The following is a 20,996-nucleotide window of genomic DNA, read 5'->3' on the forward strand; positions in this document are numbered from 1 at the left end:
TAAAATTTAAAAAGCAAAACAAGAACAGCCTAAAGCTCCCCAGAATGCATTATAATTATTAACTGGAACATTGCTCAATCGAGCCGCATCGTGATTGTGTAAATGAACGTCGCAACTTCCGCTGCAGCTATGAATCTGCGATGTTATTTTTGGTTTTGCATCGGCTTTTGCATTTTTTTCAATTGCACTCTGCAGACCGCTTCTCACAGGATATCCGTTGTAAATATTTGTTGGTGACCAATCTGGCAAAATCGGAATATGAGGCGGGGAGAAAGAAGAAAAATCTCCGTTTGCATACACAATTTTTCCGTCTACAATAGTCAAATCGGCTTCGATTTTTTTAATGTCTTCGTCGTCAATTGTAAAATAATCTCGGTCTAAAACCACTAAATCGGCAAACATGCCTACTTTGACATCTCCTTTTTTAGTTTGTTCTTGCGAAAACCAAGCGCTTCCTCTGGTATACAATTCCAAAGCAGTTTGTCTATTCAATCTGGTTTCGTTGTACAATTGCAATCCTCCGACAGTTTTACCAACGGTCATCCAATACATTGAAACCCACGGGTTGTAACTGCTAACGCGCGTTGCATCTGAACCCGCACCGACAGGAACTTCCATTTCGATCATTTTCTTAATTGGCGGTGTATTTTCAGCGGCTTTCGTACCGTAGCGATCTGTGAAATATTCCCCTTGATACGCCATTCTGCTTTGTACAGCAATTCCGCCACCTAAAGCTTTTACACGTTCGATGTTTCTTTCGTCAATCGTTTCAGCGTGGTCAAATATCCAAGGAAGTCCGTTAAAAGGAATGTCTTGATTTATCTTTTCAAAAACATTCAAAAATCGCGTAATACTTTCGTTATAAGTCGCATGCAGTCTAAATGGCCAACGGTTTTCTACCAGAAGACGAACCACTTTTTCTAAATCGGCTTCCATGTTTTCTGGAAGATCTGGTCTAGGCTGCAGAAAATCTTCAAAATCGGCAGCAGAGAAAACTAACATTTCGCCAGCGCCATTGTGACGGTACATGTCATTTCCTTGATATAATTTTACGGTATCAATCCAATCTGAAAAATCTTCAAATTCGTGTTTTGGCTTTTGCGTGAAAAGATTGTACGCAATTCTTACCGTCAGTTGTTTCTTTTCATTCAATTCATTAACCACTTTATAATCGTCGGGAAAATTCTGAAATCCGCCACCAGCATCAATGACACTTGTGATTCCGAAACGATTCAGTTCTTTCATAAAATGACGCGTTGAATTGATCTGATGCTCATAAGAAAGAGCAGGACCTTTAGCCAAAGTAGAATATAAAATCATCGCATTTGGCGTTGCAATAATAAGTCCTGTTGGTTCTCCGTTTGAATCGCGCTCTATTTGTCCACCCGGAGGCGCAGGAGTATTTTTGTTGTAACCAACAGCTCTCAGCGCAGCTCTGTTCATAATGGCTCTATCGTATAAGTGCAGAATAAAAACAGGAGTATCTGGCGCAATAGCATTGATTTCTTCTAAAGTTGGCATTCTGCGTTCGGCAAACTGAAATTCCGACCAACCGCCAACCACACGAACCCATTGCGGATTTGGCGTGCGGTCTACCTGCTCTTTCAGCATTCGAAGCGCATCGGCTAGGGAAGGAACTCCGTCCCAACGCAATTCTAAATTATAATTTAATCCGCCACGGATAAGGTGAATATGTGAATCGTTTATTCCAGGAACAGCTCTTTTATTCTGAAGGTCGATTATTTTGGTTTCCTCAGAAGCAAACTGCATAATATCGCTGTCGTTTCCAACTCCGATAAATTTTCCATCTTTAATGGCTACTGCTGTAACGTCTGGCGTTTCTGGATTGAAACTATGAATTTTTCCGTTGAATAAAATTAAATCTGCTTTCATAATTCGATTATTTAGAGTTGAGCCTCGGATAGGTATATAGGTTTAAATGAACTCTTTTAGATTAGTGTTTCAACATAGTGTGTGCATATTGGATGCCTATTCCGTAAGAACCTCCATATTTTTTCATTAAAGAAGTTACAGGACCATAAGTAGCTTCGCGTGCCCAGTCTCTTTGAAGTTCTAATAAATATTGGATAGAAGTTACAGGAATTGCACCAGCTTGCACCATTCTCTGTACAGCACGTTCGTGAGCTTCTTTGCTTACGTCACCACAGGCATCTGTAATAATGTAAACTTCGTAACCCTCCTCAATAGCCGATAATGCTGGTCCAACTATGCAAACGCTTGTCCATAATCCGGCAAGAACAATTTTCTTTTTATTTTTTGCTACAATAGCTTTATAGGCATTTTCGTCTTCCCAAGTATTCATTGTAGTTCTGTCAATATATCCAGAATTAGCAATTGGATAAAATTCTTCAACTTCAGGAAAAACAGGGCCAGAGAAGCTTTCTTCTGCGACTGTAGTTACAACTGTTGCCACATTAAAGATTTTTGATGCTCCAGAAACGATAGCTACATTTGTACGTAATTCGCTTACTGGAATATTGTGTGTTGCGAAAGCCATTTGCCCTTCAAAATCGATTAGTACTAAGGCGTGATTATCTGGTGTCAATAAGTTAGATGATGGTTTCATGATGTTTATTTTTTTAGAGTTACAATTAGTTATAGAGTATTTAGATTCCGAGAGAACTAGCGATATATCGTTATTTTGTTGAGATACGCTATTATTTTAATATTAATGAGTAGAAAGCTTTTTAATCATTTCGGCAGAAGTAGAGTCTGCATAAATTCCAAAAGCACTGGTTAGGACACCTTTTACATTGTAGATGTCAGAGGTTATGCCGTATACGATATCTTCATCGCCAGGATCGGTATCGCCTTCAAAACGAAATAAATATTCGATTTTGAATTCTTCTGGAGACATTCTAATAGTGTTGGTATTGCATCGAAGACAATCTGTATCAAGATTGAAGTTTTCTGTAAAACCTTGTAAATTCAACCATTGTAAGGCTTCTGTAACGGTTTCAAAATAGGGTTGTTGTAATGCACTCATGATTTTGGGAGGTTAAACTGCCTGCAAAGAATTTTGCAGACAGTTGTATTTTTGGAGTTATTTTATAAAAGCTAAAATATCATTATTGATAGTCTCAGCTTCAGTAGTAGGCATGCCGTGAGGGAATCCTGGGTAAGAAATCAGTTTTCCGTTTTTTAGCAGCTTAGCTGATTTTGGCGCTTGATGATAAGGAACAATTTGGTCATCTTCTCCGTGCAATACAAGAACAGGAATATCCAAACTCTTAAGATCTTCTGTAAAATCGGTCTCAGAGAAAGCTTTAATTCCTTCATAATGAGATAATACAGAACCCATCATTCCTTGGCGCCACCAATTTTGCTTAATTCCTTCTTGAACGGTTTGGCCTTCGCGATTCCATCCATAAAAAGGAATAGGAAAATCATAAAAATATTGTGATCTGGTAAAACCTGTTCCTTTTCTGATTTCATCAAAAACAGATAAAGGCACGCCTTCTGGATTAGATTCGCTTTGAATCATAATTGGCGGTACTGCGCTAATGATTACTGCTTTTGCGATACGTCCTTTTCCGTATTTTGCTGCATAACGAATTACTTCACCGCCTCCTGTTGAGTGACCAACGTGAATGGCATCTTTTAAGTCAAGAGCCTCAACTAATTGAGCAATGTCTGATGCGTAAGTTTCCATGTTATTTCCTATAGAAGTCTGGCTTGAACGTCCGTGACCGCGGCGGTCGTGTGCAATAACTCTGTATCCTTTTTGAACAAAAAACATCATTTGTGCGTCCCAATCATCGCTTGATAAAGGCCATCCATGATGAAAAACAATTGGTTGTCCTGTTCCCCAATCTTTGTAATAAATTTCTGTTCCGTCTTTTACTGTAAATGTGCTCATGGTTTTTGATTTTAAGATTAATATTTGTTTATATTTTTAATTTAAATTGATTTATAGGTTTAAAATTTAAACTTACAAGTGGTATTTTATTTTGTTTTGTTATGATTACACTGCAAATATATTACAGAGTGAAAGTTCTACTGGTTAATCTAGATTAAGAAGTGAAATTTTTTATGTTTAGTACGTGGTGGGGCATGCAGAAAGAAGGATGTTGGATTAATTTTCATATTTCACATTTTTGTATTTATAAATGATGCCAGATTTTAGCCAATTAGCGTGCCTCATTTGCAAAGCCTTTATTTTAAAGCGATTAGTAAGAAAACAGGATTTTCTATTTGCGATATTTCGTTAATTCATGAAGACTTCGCTTTTTTACGAATGCAATTGAATATTTCTTATCCAATAAAAAATGTTGAATTATTAAAATAAATAAAGAATAGTGTGTATTTTTGCCAGCAACTATTGGACAAGCAATTGAAAAGGGTAATCATCATAGCGCTTTCTATTTTAATTCTGTCGCCATCTTTTGGCAGCTTGTTCGTCTATGCTTCTTTTAAAATCAATCAGAAAGAAATCGCAAAAACCATATGTGTGCAGCGTAAGCAAGCCTTTAACAGCTGTAATGGCCGATGTGAACTTCAAAAAAGCATTAAAAAATACTCAGATAACGAACGAAAAATGCAAGACAGTCTAAAAGATAAATTAGAGCTTGTATACGTTCAAAATACTGCTGAAATCAATTTTAGCTTAATTCCAGTTATCGAATCAAAAGAAAATACTTCAATTTTATTTGAAAAGAAACCTATCGGGGCTTCTAATCTTACTTTTCATCCTCCGCTCTATATAGTGTAGGTCATTTTTAGTTTTTAAATTCCCACTTCCAAATTCTAAATTTGGATTGGTTTCGTATAATTTGTTTTTTCTTTCTAAAACTGATTCCGATCTTCTTTTGTAATTGAAAAGAAAAACTCTTTTTTCATTTACTATTTCATTCTTTTGGCGCATTCACAGCATTTTGATTCTCTTTTTGGTATTCAAAAAATTATATCAAAAAGGCTGATTTTAAACTTTTTCTATAACATCATCAAATGAAAACTTTTAATTTTTGGATAATCGCACTATTGTTAGCGATTACTTCCTGTACAATTGATAAAACAGATTACGAAGCTGAAACCGGTTCTGAAGTTCCTGAAAGCTACGAATTTAAAGAAGCAACTTCGTTTACTAGCGGTAACTATAAAATAAGTATAGACGCCTTAAACGGAATATTTTATAAAGGATATAATGAGCTTCATTTAAAAATTATTAATACGCAAAACAATCAGGTGCTGACTTCTTCTGATGTAACTTTTCTTCCTATTTTGAGTAACGCCGACGGAAGCAAAAGTTCTTGTCCTCATGAATACAATGTTGCTTATGATGCAGCTAACAAATATTACAGCGCATATTCTGTTTTTACTGGCGAAAGCTCAACTACGGCTAGTTGGAAATTGTACATCAGTTTTACGGCTGATAACCAAAAATATGAGATTAATAAAGATGTTTCTGTAGCACAACAAACCAATAAGAATCTTAACATGACGGCTTTTGCAGGAAATGATGGAGAGCAATATGTAATCGCTTTAGTTTCTCCTCAAAAGCCAACAGTTTCAGAAAATCCGCTTGTGGCTGGAGTTTACAAATACAATAAACCGACAACGCCTGCGGGAACTTTTCCAGATCCAACTCAATTTTCGTATTCAAAAGTTGTGGGTTATATTTTAAAGTTAGATCCTAGAATGCCTGAACCTTCTATGGGAAATCATTCTTCGCCAAATAATAAGGATTTGGTGCAGGAAAACGATGGTTTATATCATGGTGTGGTTAATTATACGATGACAGGTAATTGGACATTGAATTTAATTATGATGAATCAAAACGGATTAATTGTAAAAGGGACCGTAGTTCCAACTGATCATACGCCCGGAGTAGAAGGCGTGAAAAGTGAACTCTATATTGATACTTTATTCTAATAACATGAAATATATTATAATGCTGCTTTTTTGGGGAATGTCTGTAATGGCTCAAAATCAGCATGCACATCACGACAGCATCAAAAACTTAGAAGAAGTAACAGTAAAAAATGCGACGAAAAAGAAAATTGAAACCGAGATGAAAATGGCTGTTTCTGTTGATGAATTTTTGTCATCATCAGAAAATATCAGTTTTATTAAACGAGGAGCTTATGCCTGGGAACCGTTATTAAACAATATGAGCACAGAACGTTCTACGGTTACGATTGACGGAATGCACGTGTTTGGTGCTTGTACCGACAAAATGGACCCAATTACGTCTTATGTAGAAAGCAACAATCTTTCAGCAATCGATATTAAATCGGGACAGGAGGGAAGTCTTCACGGATCAACCATTGCGGGAAGTATCGATTTAAAAAGAAAAAGTACGCCGTTTGGTCTTCAAAAAAAATGGAATGGAGCGTATCAGACAGGATTTGAGTTTAATAATAAGCAGTTTTTCAATTTAGGAAATATCTCTTATTCGGGAACTAAATTTGTTGCGGACGGAAGCATTTCATACCGAACTGCAGATAATTATTATGACGGAAATAATGATGAAGTAAAGCATTCGCAATACAATAAATTCAATACTTCATTAGGATTGGCATATAAAACCAGCGATTTATCTTCTTTACGATTAGATGCGATTTTTGATGTGGCAAAAGATGTAGGTTATCCTGCTTTGCCAATGGATTTATGGCTTTCACGTGCGCTGATTACGTCAGCTTCTTATAAAAAATTGTTTGAAGAAGGATTGGTTAGAGTGGTGGATACAAAAGTATATTTTAATGCAATCGAGCATTATATGGATGATACCACACGTCCTGAAAATCTGGTTCACATGGATATGCCGGGTTGGAGCACGACTTACGGATTGGTTTCTAAAGCCAATTTGAAAAGAAATAACTATTCGTCAGAAATTCAGTTGAATGCCTACGATAATTTGTCCATTGCAGAAATGCGCATGTATCCGCAAGATCGAAGCGAGAGAACGATGTTTGCGTATAGCTGGCCTTGGGTAACGACACGTTTTGCAGGACTTTCCATGAATAATTCTTGGGAACTTTCAGAGAAAAGCACGGTGATTTTAGGAGGTTCTTTGGGAGTAAATTACAATTATTCTAAATATATAGAGTTCAACTGGATTTTTCATCCTGGAGCGCCTCAGGAAAAAACGAGATTTCTACCAAGTTTAAATGCCAGTTATCAGTTAAATATAGATCAATTTAATTTTTCTGTTGGAACAGGTTATGGCCATAGAGCGCCTTCTGTTTCTGAAGGCTACGGTTATTACATTTACAATAGTTTTGACCGTTATGATTATATCGGAGATCCGAATTTGAAAAATGAAATTTCGTATGAAGGAAATGCAAGTGCAGGTTTTAAAAACGAAAGATTAAGCATTCAGGGAAAAATCAACTATTTCTACATTGATAATTATATTATTGGTAAAATCTTGAGCTTAGGAAGTCCAATGAATTATCAGTCAGTTGGAGTAAAAGGCTATACTTCTTTAGATTATGCGACACTTTTGAATATGTCTGCGAATGTGAATTATGATATTTTGGAACATCTGCACTGGAAAGGAACGTTGACTTATGCTCGCGGAATGGATAATAAAGGAGGAAATCTGCCTTTTATTCGTCCGTTAAGTTATCTGACTTCATTGCATTATATGTATAGAAATTTCGGAATCCAGACTTCTGTAAATGGCGATTTCGAACAGATTAATTACAGTCCTGAATATGGCGAAGATTTGACCGCAGCTTATGCAATTTGGAATATTTCTGCCGATTATTCTTTTAAAATCAATAAGGTAAGAAGCACAATACAGATTGGCGCAGAGAACTTATTAAACGAATATTACAGCACGTATGCTGACTGGGGAAATATCCCGAGGATGGGACGTAATATTTTCACGTCTTTAAAATTGAATTTCTAATCAGCAAAACATAAAAATTAAATTTAAACACAATAAATTAAAATCACAAAATGGAAACTTTAAAAAAATACCTTGTATTATCAGCGGCCGCTTTAGCATTTGTATCATGTTCAAGTGATGATGATAATCCCGCAGCAAACAACCTAACATTGGAATTCAACAATACTTTCAAAGACAAGACAATTGTTTTAGGAGATGCAGCTTCGGCTTCTGCAACAACAAATACTTCTGCAGCAGGACAAATTCACCATTTCTCTGAGGTAAAATATGTAATTAGCAATATCCGTCTTATAAAAGATGACGGAAGCGAAGTGCCTTATAACGTAAATGATTTGGATAAAGGTGCAACGGTAATCGATCAAGCAAAAGCAGAATCATTAAACTATATTTTGAGCAATGTGCCATCTGCAACTTACAAGCAGATTAAATTTGGTTTAGGTATTAAAACTGAGCAAAATACTTTAGATCAAACAAGATTTCCTTTATTCTACGCAGCAGCTGGAGCCAATGATACTAAAATGATGTGGGAGTGGGGAACAGGATACCGTTTCACTAAAATTGAAGGATTTTATGATGTAGATAACAAAGTAATGTCTATTCATACTGGAAGTACTGTAGCAGGACAAGAAGGTGCTTATACTCAAGGTGTAAATGCTTATAGAGATATTACATTAAGTCTTACAACAAATGCAGTAGTAGGAAGCAAAGCTCCAAAAATTAAAATTAAAGCTGATTTTGATAAATTATTGAGCGGAAAAATCAATACCATTACATTATTAACAGGAACAGGAATGGGCGATAATGCAACTCCAAATGTTCATACTGCTGCTCAAATGGTAAAATTTGTGGATAATTTGGGAGGAAATGGAACAAATGATATCTCAGGAATGTTTTCTGTTACTAGCGTAGAAAACTAAATTAAGCTTTGATTTACAAATTTAATTGCCTCCCTCTTTAGATGGAGGTGCATAAATCTAGCAAAATTAGGGCTTTAGCATAAACGCGTTAATTTGGCTAAAGCCTAGTTTGTGTACATTTCAAAAATCCCGTAGTTAAAACTAGGGCTATTGAGAAAACTTTAATCATATAAAATCTAATTTAATCTGTTAAAATCTTTTAAAATCTGCGTGAAATACTTTTTGCATATAGATTTTTTCACGCAGATTTAAAAGGATTAAAGCAGATTTATACAGATTAAATTTAATCTATTGATTTAAATTAAATTTCAGAGCCGTCTGAAAATAAAGACGGCTCTATTTTAAAATTTATTATAATGAAAAAAATAATCAGCTTCATCATAATCGTAATCTTTTTCACTTCCTGTAGCAGTAGTGATTCTGGTGAAATTTATTTTGATAATCCTGAACTTTCATTGTCTATTCCGGCTGATTTTCCGGAAGTAAACAGTTATGTGAGTTTGAACAAGCCTACAAAATATGGAGCTGAATTGGGCGAAAAACTTTTCTCTGACAAAAGATTTAGTGCAGACAATACAATTTCGTGTTCAAGCTGTCATATTCAAGCGAATGCTTTTGCAGATCATAATGCACGAGCAATTGGAATTGACGGCAGAGTTGGACTAAGAAATGCACCACCGCTTCAGAATTTGATGTTTCTAAAGTTCTTTAATTGGGATGGAAGCAGACTGCAGTTGGAAACACAGCCTTTAGTGCCAATTATTACCCATGAAGAAATGGATTCATCTATTCTGGAAGTGATCGGAAAAATTAAAGATGATGCTTCTTATAAAAATTTATTTAAAAAAGCATTTGGCGATCAGGAAATTACTGCCGACAGGATTTATAAAAGTATTGCTCAGTTTGAATATACTTTAATTTCTGCTAACAGCAAATATGATAAAGTAAAACGAAAAGAAGGACAATCGTTTACAGAAAGCGAAGCGGCAGGGTATTCAACATTTCAGCAGAAATGCGCTAGTTGTCATAGCACAGAATTGTTTACAGACCAAAGTTTTAGAAATATTGGTTTTCCGTTAAATACAGATTCTAATGAAGCAGGACGAGCAAGAGTTACCGGAATTCCGTCTGATTTTATGAGTTTTAGAGTTCCAAGTTTGCGTAATGTTGAATATACGGCGCCTTATGGAAGTTTTGGACAGTTTGCCACATTAAAATCGGTTTTGGATTATTTTGATAGTGGTGTTTTGGAAGCAGAGAATCTAGATCCTATTTTTAAAAATAATGGTAATAGAATTCCGCTTACCGAGCTAGAAAAAGAAAACCTTATTGCGTTCATGAAAACCTTAAGCGACAAAGATTTTACTGGTAACTAATCTCGAAACGCTTGATTTTACTGGCATTTAGCAATTTCTTTTATAAAAAAGAAAAATGTTTATAATATGTTGATAAATAATACGTTGCGAACAGTGTTAAAATCTGATTTCGATAGATTAAATGTTTTAAATTTAGTAACTGAATGATAGTTAATTATTTAAAATTATTTGAATATGGAAAGAGCTATAAAATTACAGGTTCGCAAAGAACTTGACGGGAAGCAGCAAGTAAACGTAATTAAGCTGAAAGGCAGTTTAATCACCAAAGGCTACACAGAAATTATCCATATTAGCGATAAGGACGATGAATTTTACATTAATTCGTTTGCAACCAAAACAGAGGCAAGCAATGAAGTAAAAGAATTTATTTTAGATTTTATAAACAAAGAAAATTTAAGCAATACAATTAGTGTTCTAGCATAAAATGATAGAACTGTACAATTGTAGTGCTTAATATGGCAGATTTAAACTGCACTTGTAAAACTTGTATTTTGATCCAGATAAAGAGGCTTATCTTGCAAAGCATCTTCTGGTTTCTCGTCCCAATCTCCCCAATCTCCTACATAAGTTTTACGAAATATTAATTCGTTATTATCACCATTACAAACCAAAGTTCGGTCTGTACAGGTTTCATTGTTTGGACTGAAATTTATTTGTAAATTTTTCATGACGTGATTTTTTTAATTGTTTGTAAATGAGATTATTGTAAATGAGATTATAAAATTAAAAAGATGAGATGTGATTCAGTTATAAAATAATATTAAATTATTGTTTAATTTACATGTATATGGTTGAAAACTAACTCTATAAAAAAAAGCTAAACAAATCTTGTTTAGCTTTTTTTATCTTTAATCTTTCGTCTTTCTGTCCCTCGTAAGGCATCTCCCTCTAGGTTCATCGCCTTCTTGAAGTATGATTTCAGAATGCAAGAACTGTGCAGCATCGGCAGAACCTTTTACTTTTGCGGCACTGCGCTCGAGCATTTCAGCTTCAAATTCGTTTAATACGCATTCTCTCAATCCTCTTTCTTTCCATTTTGACTTAGCGTTACAGCCTTTTGAAATTTTTCTGGCCAATTTTAAAGCATCCAATAAAGCTTGATTGGCACCTTGTCCTTTAAACGGACTCATGGGATGTGCCGCATCGCCAATTAAAGTAATATTCTGATTTTTTTCTAATAATGCTGTACTCAATAATTCGCGGTCGTAAACAGGATATCCAGAAATTAGATTTTCCTGTGTTGCTTCCAAAATCTGTGGAATAGGAGCGTGCCATTGTGTTCTTCTGCGAGCTTCTTCTTTTAAGGCTTGCGGTCCTTTTGCACTTAGTTCTTTAGCTTCTTCCTCAGACATAGGGAAACTTAATTGCCACATTATAGAATCGACCGTATAAGGCATTACGTAAATACGTTCGTTTCCGTTGGCAGTCTGGAATATTGTTTCACTATCTAGCAAATCACTCGAAAGTTCTTCTAGAGAATTTAAAGGACAAATTCCTAATATTACAATGCAATCTAAATAACGGAGCGGTGTAGTTTCTTCGCCAATTATTAATTTTCTAACAACGCTTCTAATGCCATCTGCACCTACAACAAGATCGGCTTTTACTGTTTTTATATCGCCGTTTGTCTGAAAATCTAGTTTAACACCATTTTCAGATTCTCTTAGATTTACTAATTGATGTCCCCATTGCACTTTATTATTGCCTCCAAGCTGTTCCAAAAGAGCCAATCGCAGGGATTGTCTTGCGATATGTATGTTGGTGCGTTTTGTAGGTGATTTTATTGCGGTTTCCAGCCATTTCCTGGTTCCCCATTCGCCCAATATTTTCCCCTCGGTATTGTGTACGATGTGCTTTGTCGAAATTACACCTTCTAAAGCAGTAATTCCTAATCCTTTCATGGCTTTGCTGGCCTGCTGTAAAGTAAGTCCGTAGCCTTGAGATCGGGCATCAAAATTAGAATCTCTTTCATAGATCGTAAAAGGAATTCCTCGGTGTAAACAAGCTACGGCCAATGCAACACCACCAATACCAGCGCCAATAATGGCAATATGCGGTTTTGTGAGATCGGGTTCAAGATACTTTTCAGATTGAACTAATCCTGACCCTGAACAATTTGTGCACAAATGCAGATGAGCTTTTGGACGAACCGGTGCATTTTCTGAGTTTGGCGATTGCTCATATGCAGCCAATTCCGTTTGATAACGGCGTTGTGCTTTTTTACTGAGTCCGCGATTTATTTTGCCCTGTCCTTGGCATTCATGGCATATAATCCACATAATTTGTTGTAACTTATTGAGGTTGCAAAGTTACGTTTAAACTACTGATTTTCAATATTGAAGTTTGATAATTGTCAATTCATTGATAATCAGTGTTGTTTTTTAGATTAGCTAATCTACCTCCAAACACCAGACAAAGCCTTTTTCTGAATGTTTGCAGCAAACAACGGTGTCTCTTCTATATTATGTGCCTCCAAATTATCTTTCATATTAATACGAACGGGTTCTAAATCTGAAACGCCAGCCTCATTAAGCAGTTGAAGAAAATGTTCGGTGAGCGAAATCACAACATGATTAGAAAGTTCGCATGAGGAATCAGAACGTTTTTTTACTTTCAATTCCCATTTTATAATCAAAGTGGTGCGGCCGAGAGGAGACAAAGAATCAGAAACTGAATTAACAGCACAATGGTCTCTTTTAGAAATATCTTCCACATAATGCTGAATCAATAAATTTCCAGCAATCTCTTCCACATTTATAGATGTTCTTAGGCCATCTTCTGTTACTGAACTTCCTGCAGCGATATGCGAAGCAGAACATTCCTGATATTCTTTATCTTTTAAAGTAAAAAGCCATTCTGTCAAATTAATGCTTTCTAAAGGCGCATTGATAATGGCTGTTGTGGTGCTTTCGGTAAAAGATTCCATTTTTAAGAATTGATATTGTTTATGAATTCTTCGGTTGATGAAAGAACATGCCCGTAATTAGGAAAATTGGTTTCCACCGTTGCTTTGATTTCTTCCCAATTAAAAGCACCAATTCCGTCTTTGATTAAAGTGACGTGATAACCCAATTCGACACCAAATCTAGCTGTCGAATCGATACAGGTATTGGCTCTCATTCCAGCAAGAACAATTTGGTCAATATTGTGCTGACGCAAAAGAAAATCTAAATCGGTGTTGGCAAAACCGCTGGCTGTCCAATGATTTTGCGCCATAAGATCTCCTTCCTGCATAATAAGGTCAGGATGAAATTCGGCTCCCCAAGAACCTTTTTCAAACAAAGTAATGCTTTTGCTTCCTAAATGTGAAGGTGCCATAAACTTCCAGTTCAAATAATCTCTTATCTGCGTATGGCGATGCGGTGCATAAATCACCTGAATTTTCTTTTCTCTCGCAGCTGTCAATAGTTTTTTGATGTTGCTGACCACTTTATTTCCTTCAACAGTTTCTTTTGTTACAGGAAATAATTTTCCTCCTTCAGAAAGAAAATCATTAAATGGATCAATAATGACAAGTGCGGTTTTTTGAAGTTGATACAAGCCCATAATTTTAAAGTTTTTAATTTAAGTTGTTGTATTCTAATAATATGCCAGTTGTTTTGTGATACAGTTTTATTGATGTTTCTCAAAATATGGCAAAATGAAAACTGCGATATTTAACGGATTTTCGAAATAAAGCGAATTGATCAAAGCCGTTTCATTTTATAATTTTTAAAAAAGATTCTATAACCAAGACCATTGTATTTGACTTAATTTTAATAATCATTTAAAAACGAAGAAATTATGGAAAAGAATAATCAAACCCAGAAAAACCTAAACCCTAAAGAACAAGGCGGGGGAGATCATCGAAATGATATGAGAAAACATCAATATAAAGAACATGATGAAGTGTTGACCAATGATGAAAATTTTGACGCTGACACCAAAAAGTTCAAAGGCAAAGAACCTAAATTCGATGATAAATTGAATAATGAAGAGAAAAAATAATCACAGACGCCTCGAATTTATTTGAGGCGTTTTTTTTTTTTGGAAAAGATCATTTTAAAGGTTTAGATATACTTTTTTTAAGAGATAAAATAGAAGTAGTAAAAAATATGATATGATTTTTATAGATTTGTAAAAATCTAATACTATCTCTCAAAAATAATAATTGAGAAACAATATATAATACAAGGCATGAAATCGGTTACTTCAGTTTTTTTACTTTTAATGTTTTTCTGTTCCAATTCTTATTCACAGTTGAGTTCTGATAAAATATTTGAAAGTTTTAAACAAGGTGAACGCACCAATTGTTCATCTATAGCTTTTATCAAAGCTTCTTTAAATGTTTACGGATTAGATAATCTTTTTGTAAGCGAAAAGCTAAACGACGATTTGTACAGAATTACTTTAAAAAATAATGCTTCATTCAACCTTAATAGCACCGAAATTAGTAAAGCCAAAGAATCAGCAGGCTTTGTCTATATTAAAGACAATTGCGATAGCGAGAAAATTACTGACTATGCAGAATTGACTTATGCAGTAATGGCGAAATACAAGCAAATTATTGATAAGGAAGCTACTTTTGATAAAGCCTTGGAAGATTTGGAAGATGGTACGGTTTATACTCCAACTATTTATAAATACTTAGGTTTTACACTAGGCAAACAAATTCAAAAACTAAAAAAAGAATCTGGAACCGATTATTGTGGCGTTGTTGCTTGGTCTAAAGTGCATGCCGTTTTTGTTTGCGGAGAATTTATGGACTATTATGGAAACAAAAAGAGCTTGTGGATTAAATATCCAAGCCGTTTTAGAATAATTAAGTCATAAAAAGTAAAATTAGCTTTTGGGAAAAATATGCTGAAATAGCCTAAATTCCTGACTTAGGCTGTAATCTTTTCCTTATCGCAACGTAACAATAATAATTTTATTGTGAAAAAGAAATTATAAAAGTTGCATTTTAACATAATTTATATATTTTTGTTTTTATTCAAGAACCAAATCTATTAAGAAAATGAAGAGCAAGATTATTTTATTATGTGTCCTTTTCTTCTTGACGACTGCTGCCGTTTCTGCACAGGCAAAAAATGCACCAAGAAGTATCATTAGTACAACAGCTTTAATTCGCAAATACCATGATCAAAAAGAACTAAGTGGTATGCAAAAAGGAGAACTTTTAGAATTGTACATTGAACGTATTAAAGTTCTAGTAAAAACACTTCCTTATATTGCTTTGGTTACTAAACCTGGTGTAACAATGGCAGATTTAGGTATTCCCGATACAAGTGAGAATAAAAAAATCTTAGATGGACAGGCAGAAGGCACCACTGTTTTCTTAGATACTACAGTAGATTTCCAAAGAAAAATGATGCCTTATTCTGATAAAGGAAATCTTATCGCGGCCATCTTATTTTATGAAACTACATTGAAATCGTTGCACGAGTTTAACGAGTTATAATATTTCAATACTTAAAATAGAAGCTCCAAGGTCTTATGATCTTGGAGCTTTTTTTTGCACGAAACTTTGCTAAAATGCTATTAAAAGCATTTTTTGAGTTTCAAGATTAGTACAATTCTTATAAAACTGTAAAAACGCGCATTTTTTCTAACTATTTTATTTTTAGATGCTTAAGGTCTTTTGTTTACAGGGATTAACATTTTTTTTGCAAAAAGTTTAATTAAAATTTGGGAACTAAAATTTTTAATATACTTTTGTTCTATCAAATTAGTAGAGTTTAAAATTTAATTAGAAATACAGAGATTTAAACCTTATCATTTCATTTTCAGAAATATAAAAAGCATAACACATTTGCACAGTATGCATCACTACGGTTAAAATTCCTCTTTTAAATTCATTTGTAAATTTTTAATAACACTATCCTGAAAAAGGGTAAAAATTGTATAGGCCAAATAAAATAATAATCTAAAAAAAAAGTAAAAATGAAAAAACGAATGTGCTGCAGATAAAAAGAAAAACCATTTCTGTTGCAGCAGAAATGGTCAGAGTTTAAAGAAATTGTCATCTCTAAAGGAAAGTAAGAATAGCATAAAACTGTTCTAGGCTTGCCTTATTTATTAAACTAAAACAAAGTAATGAAAATAAAATTAAAAAGATATGCTTGGCTATGTATTTTATTGATTTCCATAGGAGTTAAAGCTCAAGATACTAAGCCATTAATTCAGTCTAAATTAGAAGGAACAGTAGTCGATGCCATTACAAAAGAGCCAATTATTGGGGCTTCAGTAACTATCAAAGGAACTACGCACGGTGTTGTTACAGATACAGATGGAAAGTTTTTCTTCCAAACAGGACAAAAATTTCCTTATACACTTTTAATTAGTTATTTAGGATATAAAAAAGAAGAAGTTGTAGTAAACAAAAATGCTATCACGATCAGTCTTACAGAAGAACAGAACGCATTGTCTGAAGTCGTGGTTACGGCACTTGGAATTTCTAAAGAAAAAAAATCCTTAGGATATACAACTCAGGCATTAAAAGGAAAAGAATTGGCGACTACAAAAGAAACCAACTTTTTGAATGGTCTTTCTGGTAAACTGGCGGGTGTTCGTATTACAAATTCACAAGGAGATATGGGATCTTCACGTATTATTATCCGTGGGGAAACTTCTATTGCAGGAAACAACCAGCCGCTATTTGTGGTAGACGGAGTTCCTGTAGATAACTCTCAATTGAACTTTGGTGGAGCAACTCGTGATTTCAGAAACGCCATTGCCGATTTAAATCCGCAGGACATTGAAACTTTGACAGTTTTGAAAGGACCAAACGCCGCTGCTCTTTACGGATCTCGTGCTGCGCATGGTGTGGTGCTTATTACTACAAAATCTGGAAAAGGACAAAAATCAGGATATGGGGTTACTTTTAATACAGGTATAACTGTTTCTCAAGTAGCTACTTTACCTTCTTTCCAAAATAGTTTTGGACAAGGTTCTAACGGAAAATTCAGTTATGTAGACGGAAAAGGTGGAGGGGTTAATGATGGAGTTGACGAAAGCTGGGGGCCAAGAATGGACGGTCGTCTTATTCCGCAATTTTATTCTAAAGGAGAAGCTGTTCCTTTCGTAGCGCATCCAAATAATGTGAAAGATTTCTTTAATACTGGACTTACTTATGACAATAGTGTTTCTATAGCAAAATCTAACGAAAAATCAGATTTCCGTTTAGGTGTAAACAATCAGAAACAGCTTGGAACTGTACCTAACAGTGAAATAAACAAAACAAACTTTACAATTAATACCAATTATCAGATTTCTGAAAATGTGAAAGTTGGGGTTAATGCAAATTATATTGTAACCAATGCTCCACAATTGCCAGGAGGTCCATCTGGAGGACGTGCTGCGGGTGTAATGCTGCAGTTTCTTTGGTTCGGACGTCAGGTTGATATTAATGAATTGGATAAAGACTGGAACACGAACTGGAACAACAGTTACTACAGTAACCCTTATTGGAATGCCTATTACAATACAACAAGCCAACAGCGTAACCGTATAATTGGAGATGTCCATTTAGACGCGAAATTGGCAGAAGGACTGAATTTCAGATTCCGTACAGGTGTTGATTATTATAATGACCGCAGAAAATATACTATTAAGTATGGTACAAACGGAACTCCTTTCGGATCGTATGCAGAAGATGCTTACACGGTAAATGAGCAAAATACTGAGGGTATATTTCAATATACAAAACAGCTTAATGATGATTTCAGTTTAGATGCACTTGCAGGTTTCAATATTCGTAACCATAGCGATGCCAACAATTATCAGAAAGCTCCACGTTTAGCAGTTCCAGATTTGTATACTTTAACCAACTCTAGAGATCCGTTGACTTCATCAAACTCATTATCGAGATTAAGAGTGTATAGTGCTTACGCATCTGCACAGGTAGGATTTAGAAATTATGCTTTCTTAAACGTAACAGCGCGTAATGATTGGTCTTCTACACTGCCAAGCAGCAACCGTTCTTATTTCTATCCTTCTTTTAATGGAAGTGTAGTCTTAACAGATGCATTGAACATTAAGAGCAGTACACTTGATTTCTTAAAAGTTAGAGGTGGATGGTCTGAAGTTGGAAATGATGCAGATCCGTATCAGTTGGCTACGGTTTACAATTTCCAAACTGCTTTTGACGGAAACCCGATTCAGACTTCTTCTCAAAAGAAATTAAATGAAAACTTAAAACCAGAAACAACTCGTTCTACAGAGGTAGGTCTTGAAGCTTCTTTCTGGAAAAACAGACTTCACTTTGATGTAGCATATTATAATACAAATAGTTTCGACCAGATTTTAGAAATTAAAACTACAGCATCAAGCGGTTATACTTCGCAGTTAATCAATGCAGGTAAAATTAACAATCAAGGTATTGAGGTGCAATTGGACGGAAATCCAGTTCAAACTGAAAACTTCAAATGGAATGTGGCTTTAAATTATTCTAAAAATAAGAGTAAAGTAGAAATTCTAGATTACGCTGGAGATATTAAAAACTATACTATTGGTTCTTCTGGAGGTGTAGATGTATTGGCATCTGTAGGACAAGCTTACGGAGCACTTTACGGAACAGCGTATGAGCGTGATGCAAGCGGAAATATTGTAGTAGGAGCAAACGGTCTTCCAAAAGCAGATCCGACAAAAAGAGTTTTAGGGCATTATACTCCAGATTATTTAGCAGGTCTTACAAATACTTTGACTTACAAAAATCTTGAGCTTTCGTTCCTTGTTGATGCTAGCGTTGGTGGAGAACTTTTCTCTGGAACTAACAGAACAGGAAACTATACAGGAGTTTTGGCACAGACTCTTCCGGGACGTGGCGCTGAAAACGGAGGTTTAAGCTACTATTATCCAGGAAATAATACAGCTAACCCAAAAACTTTGGTAAGCGGTGGAGCTGCTCCAAGCGGTGTAACGGTTTATGACGATGGAATGATTTTCGGAGGTGTATTTGCAGACGGAACTCCAAACAATAAAGTAATTAGTGCACAAGAATATTATAAAGCATCATACAATATTAGTGAGGCATATATTTACAGCTCAACTTTTGTAAAAATGAGAGAGATAAAACTTACTTATAATGTTGATAAAAAGTTGGTTAAAAAGTTAGGATTAGAAGGAGCAAGCATTACTGCAGCTGGACGTAACTTATTCTTTATCTATAAAGATGCGCCAAATATAGATCCTGAAACCGCTTTCAATACAGGAAATGCACAAGGATTGGAAAGTTTAGCGTTGCCAACAACAAGAAACTTCAGTCTTAACCTTAATGTTAAATTTTAAAAACTCGGAATCATGCTAAAAAAACTATCATATACAATACTGTTTGCATTGACACTGAGCTCTTGCAGTGATACTCTTGACGATATAAATAAAAACCCAAATGCAACTGAAACGCCACTTGCGCCATACCTTTTGACTGGTACTTTAAAACAAGGTGCAGATTTGTATTGGGGAGATGCAAATAACTTTAACTCAACGTTGCTTTTTGTGCAGCATTGGGCTAAAATTCAATATACAGAACCAGACCGTTACGATGTTTCGAACACTTCTTTCACTTCATTGTGGAATACTGGCTATGCTACTCTAATTACAGATTTGAACACGATTATTAAATTCCCAGATGCGCAGGCGAATTCTAATTATAAAGGAATTGCCTTATCACTACGTTCGTGGACATTTTTATTGCTGACAGATGCTTACGGAAGCATTCCGTACAAAGAAGCAGGTCAAAAAGTAACGCCTGCGTATAATACTCAGAAAGAAGTTTATACAGGATTGCTTGAAGATTTAAAACAAGCGCAATCTTTATTAAATGCTGCAAACGGTTCTGTTACTGGAGATTTGGTTTATAAAGGCGATATAGCAAAATGGAAAAAATTTGTGAATTCGCTTCGTCTGAGAATTGCTTTAAGAATTTCAGACAGAGAACCTGTTTTGGCGAAACAAGCTGCAATTGACGCGACAAGCGATGCTGCAGGACTAATCAGCAGCGAAAGTGAAACATTTAAGTTCACTTACACTAGTTCTCCACAGCAAAATCCTGCTTCGGCTTGGTTTGAAACTCGTGATGATTTCCGTATTTCAAAAACTATGGTTGATCAATTGTATGCATTATCAGATCCGCGTTTGCCAGTATTTGCACAATTGCCATCAGATGCAAGCGTAGGAAAATATGTTGGAGGAGCAAACGGATTATCAAATAGTGATGCCAACAGCCAAGGTTTTGCTAAAACATCAAAACCTGGAACATATTTCCTTACATCAGCTTCGCCTGCTGTAATTGCTTCTTATTCTGAAACGTTATTTAATTTGGCAGAAGCTGCGGCAAGAGGTTATATTTCTGGCGATGCAGAGCAGTACTATAAAAATGCTATTACAGCATCGTTCATTCAGTTTGGTGTTACGAACCCAACAACTATCTCAACTTACTTGAATCAGGCAAGTGTGAAATATGATGCTTCAAATTATGCTAAATCAATCGGTACGCAAAAATGGATTGCTTTCTTCGGACAAGGTTTAGATGCATTTACAGAATGGAGAAGATTGGATTATCCTGTCTTAACAGCTGGGCCAGCTACTGTTTTGGACGGAAAAATTCCTTCACGTCTTTTCTATCCAGGTACAGAACAATCTCTTAATGGAGCAAGTTATCAAGCTGCTGTTGCAAATCAAGGAAAAGATTTATTGACAACTAAATTATGGTTTGATGTGAAATAAATCTGAATTTTAATAAATTTCATCAAAAAAGCCCCGTATCAAACTTTGATGCGGGGTTTTTGTATTGTTTTCAATTATGATAAAGTTGTTCGTTATTTTACAATTTTTGCCCTAACAGAATAA

At 35.1% G+C, this 20,996-nt stretch carries 19 protein-coding genes; 11 read left to right on the top strand and 8 right to left on the bottom strand.

The window, feature by feature from the left end:
* Nucleotides 1-6: 6 nt before the first annotated feature.
* The 4 genes from NU08_RS12475 to NU08_RS12490 form a co-directional block, all read right to left on the bottom strand.
* A complete protein-coding gene (locus NU08_RS12475) occupies nucleotides 7-1,893 on the bottom strand; it encodes an amidohydrolase (RefSeq protein ID WP_129747443.1) in 1,887 nt (628 codons plus the stop codon).
* Nucleotides 1,894-1,954: 61 nt separating this feature from the next.
* Nucleotides 1,955-2,587: a hydrolase gene (locus NU08_RS12480; RefSeq protein ID WP_129747445.1), complete on the bottom strand. Its 633-nt coding sequence runs from the start codon at nucleotides 2,585-2,587 to the stop codon at nucleotides 1,955-1,957.
* A gap of 102 nt (nucleotides 2,588-2,689) precedes the next feature.
* On the bottom strand, nucleotides 2,690-3,007 hold the full coding sequence (locus NU08_RS12485) for a phosphoribosylpyrophosphate synthetase (protein WP_129747447.1): 318 nt from the start codon (nucleotides 3,005-3,007) through the stop codon (nucleotides 2,690-2,692).
* A gap of 57 nt (nucleotides 3,008-3,064) precedes the next feature.
* Nucleotides 3,065-3,880: an alpha/beta fold hydrolase gene (locus NU08_RS12490; protein WP_129747449.1), complete on the bottom strand. Its 816-nt coding sequence runs from the start codon at nucleotides 3,878-3,880 to the stop codon at nucleotides 3,065-3,067.
* 441 nt (nucleotides 3,881-4,321) lie between these two features.
* Here NU08_RS12490 and NU08_RS12495 point away from each other — a divergent pair, with 441 nt between their 5' ends.
* The 6 genes from NU08_RS12495 to NU08_RS12520 all read left to right on the top strand — a co-directional run bounded on the left by NU08_RS12495 (nucleotide 4,322) and on the right by NU08_RS12520 (nucleotide 10,592).
* Nucleotides 4,322-4,732, top strand: coding sequence for a hypothetical protein (locus NU08_RS12495; RefSeq protein ID WP_242502545.1), 411 nt, complete (start codon nucleotides 4,322-4,324; stop codon nucleotides 4,730-4,732).
* Nucleotides 4,733-4,968: 236 nt separating this feature from the next.
* Complete coding sequence (locus NU08_RS12500; RefSeq protein WP_129747451.1) at nucleotides 4,969-5,892, top strand: hypothetical protein; 924 nt, start codon at nucleotides 4,969-4,971, stop codon at nucleotides 5,890-5,892.
* A 4-nt stretch (nucleotides 5,893-5,896) separates the two neighbouring features.
* Nucleotides 5,897-7,876, top strand: a complete 1,980-nt coding sequence (locus NU08_RS12505) for a TonB-dependent receptor plug domain-containing protein (RefSeq protein WP_129747453.1) — start codon at nucleotides 5,897-5,899, stop codon at nucleotides 7,874-7,876.
* A gap of 50 nt (nucleotides 7,877-7,926) precedes the next feature.
* Nucleotides 7,927-8,793, top strand: coding sequence for an MbnP family protein (locus NU08_RS12510; RefSeq protein ID WP_129747455.1), 867 nt, complete (start codon nucleotides 7,927-7,929; stop codon nucleotides 8,791-8,793).
* Between the two features lie 356 nt (nucleotides 8,794-9,149).
* Nucleotides 9,150-10,169, top strand: a complete 1,020-nt coding sequence (locus NU08_RS12515; protein ID WP_129747457.1) for a cytochrome-c peroxidase — start codon at nucleotides 9,150-9,152, stop codon at nucleotides 10,167-10,169.
* Between the two features lie 174 nt (nucleotides 10,170-10,343).
* Entirely contained in the window at nucleotides 10,344-10,592 is a 249-nt protein-coding gene (locus NU08_RS12520) for a hypothetical protein (RefSeq protein WP_111369468.1), read from the top strand.
* A 41-nt stretch (nucleotides 10,593-10,633) separates the two neighbouring features.
* On the opposite strand, the gene NU08_RS12525 is transcribed toward NU08_RS12520, so the two are convergent.
* The 4 genes from NU08_RS12525 to NU08_RS12540 form a co-directional block, all read right to left on the bottom strand.
* Nucleotides 10,634-10,837 carry a hypothetical protein gene (locus NU08_RS12525; RefSeq protein WP_129747459.1) on the bottom strand — a complete coding sequence of 68 codons (204 nt, stop codon included), beginning with the start codon at nucleotides 10,835-10,837 and terminating at the stop codon, nucleotides 10,634-10,636.
* A 180-nt stretch (nucleotides 10,838-11,017) separates the two neighbouring features.
* The gene (locus NU08_RS12530) at nucleotides 11,018-12,448 is read right to left on the bottom strand and encodes an FAD-dependent oxidoreductase (RefSeq protein WP_129747461.1); all 1,431 of its coding nucleotides are present in this window, start codon (nucleotides 12,446-12,448) and stop codon (nucleotides 11,018-11,020) included.
* 116 nt (nucleotides 12,449-12,564) lie between these two features.
* Entirely contained in the window at nucleotides 12,565-13,095 is a 531-nt protein-coding gene (locus tag NU08_RS12535; RefSeq protein ID WP_129747463.1) for a hypothetical protein, read from the bottom strand.
* Nucleotides 13,096-13,097: 2 nt separating this feature from the next.
* Nucleotides 13,098-13,715, bottom strand: coding sequence for an isochorismatase family cysteine hydrolase (locus NU08_RS12540; RefSeq protein WP_129747465.1), 618 nt, complete (start codon nucleotides 13,713-13,715; stop codon nucleotides 13,098-13,100).
* A 237-nt stretch (nucleotides 13,716-13,952) separates the two neighbouring features.
* On the opposite strand from NU08_RS12540, the gene NU08_RS12545 reads away from it, so the two are divergent.
* The 5 genes from NU08_RS12545 to NU08_RS12565 all read left to right on the top strand — a co-directional run bounded on the left by NU08_RS12545 (nucleotide 13,953) and on the right by NU08_RS12565 (nucleotide 20,873).
* Nucleotides 13,953-14,156 (top strand): hypothetical protein, encoded by a 204-nt coding sequence (locus NU08_RS12545; RefSeq protein ID WP_129747467.1) that lies wholly within the window; start codon nucleotides 13,953-13,955, stop codon nucleotides 14,154-14,156.
* 189 nt (nucleotides 14,157-14,345) lie between these two features.
* Entirely contained in the window at nucleotides 14,346-14,981 is a 636-nt protein-coding gene (locus NU08_RS12550) for a hypothetical protein (RefSeq protein WP_129747469.1), read from the top strand.
* A gap of 184 nt (nucleotides 14,982-15,165) precedes the next feature.
* Nucleotides 15,166-15,609, top strand: a complete 444-nt coding sequence (locus NU08_RS12555; protein ID WP_008463513.1) for a hypothetical protein — start codon at nucleotides 15,166-15,168, stop codon at nucleotides 15,607-15,609.
* 635 nt (nucleotides 15,610-16,244) lie between these two features.
* Entirely contained in the window at nucleotides 16,245-19,436 is a 3,192-nt protein-coding gene (locus NU08_RS12560) for a SusC/RagA family TonB-linked outer membrane protein (RefSeq protein WP_129747471.1), read from the top strand.
* A 12-nt stretch (nucleotides 19,437-19,448) separates the two neighbouring features.
* Nucleotides 19,449-20,873: a SusD/RagB family nutrient-binding outer membrane lipoprotein gene (locus NU08_RS12565; RefSeq protein ID WP_129747473.1), complete on the top strand. Its 1,425-nt coding sequence runs from the start codon at nucleotides 19,449-19,451 to the stop codon at nucleotides 20,871-20,873.
* Nucleotides 20,874-20,996 lie beyond the last annotated feature (123 nt).

Origin of the sequence: Flavobacterium anhuiense (assembly GCF_004151235.1) — a bacterium.
Lineage (GTDB): Bacteria > Bacteroidota > Bacteroidia > Flavobacteriales > Flavobacteriaceae > Flavobacterium > Flavobacterium anhuiense_A.

Bases quoted from the DNA above. Each gene is read 5' to 3' on its own strand.
- NU08_RS12510 (WP_129747455.1), top strand. From the start codon at position 7,927: ATGGAAACTTTAAAAAAATACCTTGTATTATCAGCGGCCGCTTTAGCA.
- NU08_RS12540 (WP_129747465.1), bottom strand. From the start codon at position 13,715: ATGGGCTTGTATCAACTTCAAAAAACCGCACTTGTCATTATTGATCCA.
- NU08_RS12550 (WP_129747469.1), top strand. From the start codon at position 14,346: ATGAAATCGGTTACTTCAGTTTTTTTACTTTTAATGTTTTTCTGTTCC.
- NU08_RS12545 (WP_129747467.1), top strand. From the start codon at position 13,953: ATGGAAAAGAATAATCAAACCCAGAAAAACCTAAACCCTAAAGAACAA.
- NU08_RS12565 (WP_129747473.1), top strand. From the start codon at position 19,449: ATGCTAAAAAAACTATCATATACAATACTGTTTGCATTGACACTGAGC.
- NU08_RS12525 (WP_129747459.1), bottom strand. From the start codon at position 10,837: ATGAAAAATTTACAAATAAATTTCAGTCCAAACAATGAAACCTGTACA.
- NU08_RS12535 (WP_129747463.1), bottom strand. From the start codon at position 13,095: ATGGAATCTTTTACCGAAAGCACCACAACAGCCATTATCAATGCGCCT.
- NU08_RS12520 (WP_111369468.1), top strand. From the start codon at position 10,344: ATGGAAAGAGCTATAAAATTACAGGTTCGCAAAGAACTTGACGGGAAG.
- NU08_RS12485 (WP_129747447.1), bottom strand. From the start codon at position 3,007: ATGAGTGCATTACAACAACCCTATTTTGAAACCGTTACAGAAGCCTTA.
- NU08_RS12490 (WP_129747449.1), bottom strand. From the start codon at position 3,880: ATGAGCACATTTACAGTAAAAGACGGAACAGAAATTTATTACAAAGAT.
- NU08_RS12475 (WP_129747443.1), bottom strand. From the start codon at position 1,893: ATGAAAGCAGATTTAATTTTATTCAACGGAAAAATTCATAGTTTCAAT.
- NU08_RS12530 (WP_129747461.1), bottom strand. From the start codon at position 12,448: ATGTGGATTATATGCCATGAATGCCAAGGACAGGGCAAAATAAATCGC.
- NU08_RS12555 (WP_008463513.1), top strand. From the start codon at position 15,166: ATGAAGAGCAAGATTATTTTATTATGTGTCCTTTTCTTCTTGACGACT.
- NU08_RS12560 (WP_129747471.1), top strand. From the start codon at position 16,245: ATGAAAATAAAATTAAAAAGATATGCTTGGCTATGTATTTTATTGATT.
- NU08_RS12500 (WP_129747451.1), top strand. From the start codon at position 4,969: ATGAAAACTTTTAATTTTTGGATAATCGCACTATTGTTAGCGATTACT.
- NU08_RS12505 (WP_129747453.1), top strand. From the start codon at position 5,897: ATGAAATATATTATAATGCTGCTTTTTTGGGGAATGTCTGTAATGGCT.
- NU08_RS12515 (WP_129747457.1), top strand. From the start codon at position 9,150: ATGAAAAAAATAATCAGCTTCATCATAATCGTAATCTTTTTCACTTCC.
- NU08_RS12480 (WP_129747445.1), bottom strand. From the start codon at position 2,587: ATGAAACCATCATCTAACTTATTGACACCAGATAATCACGCCTTAGTA.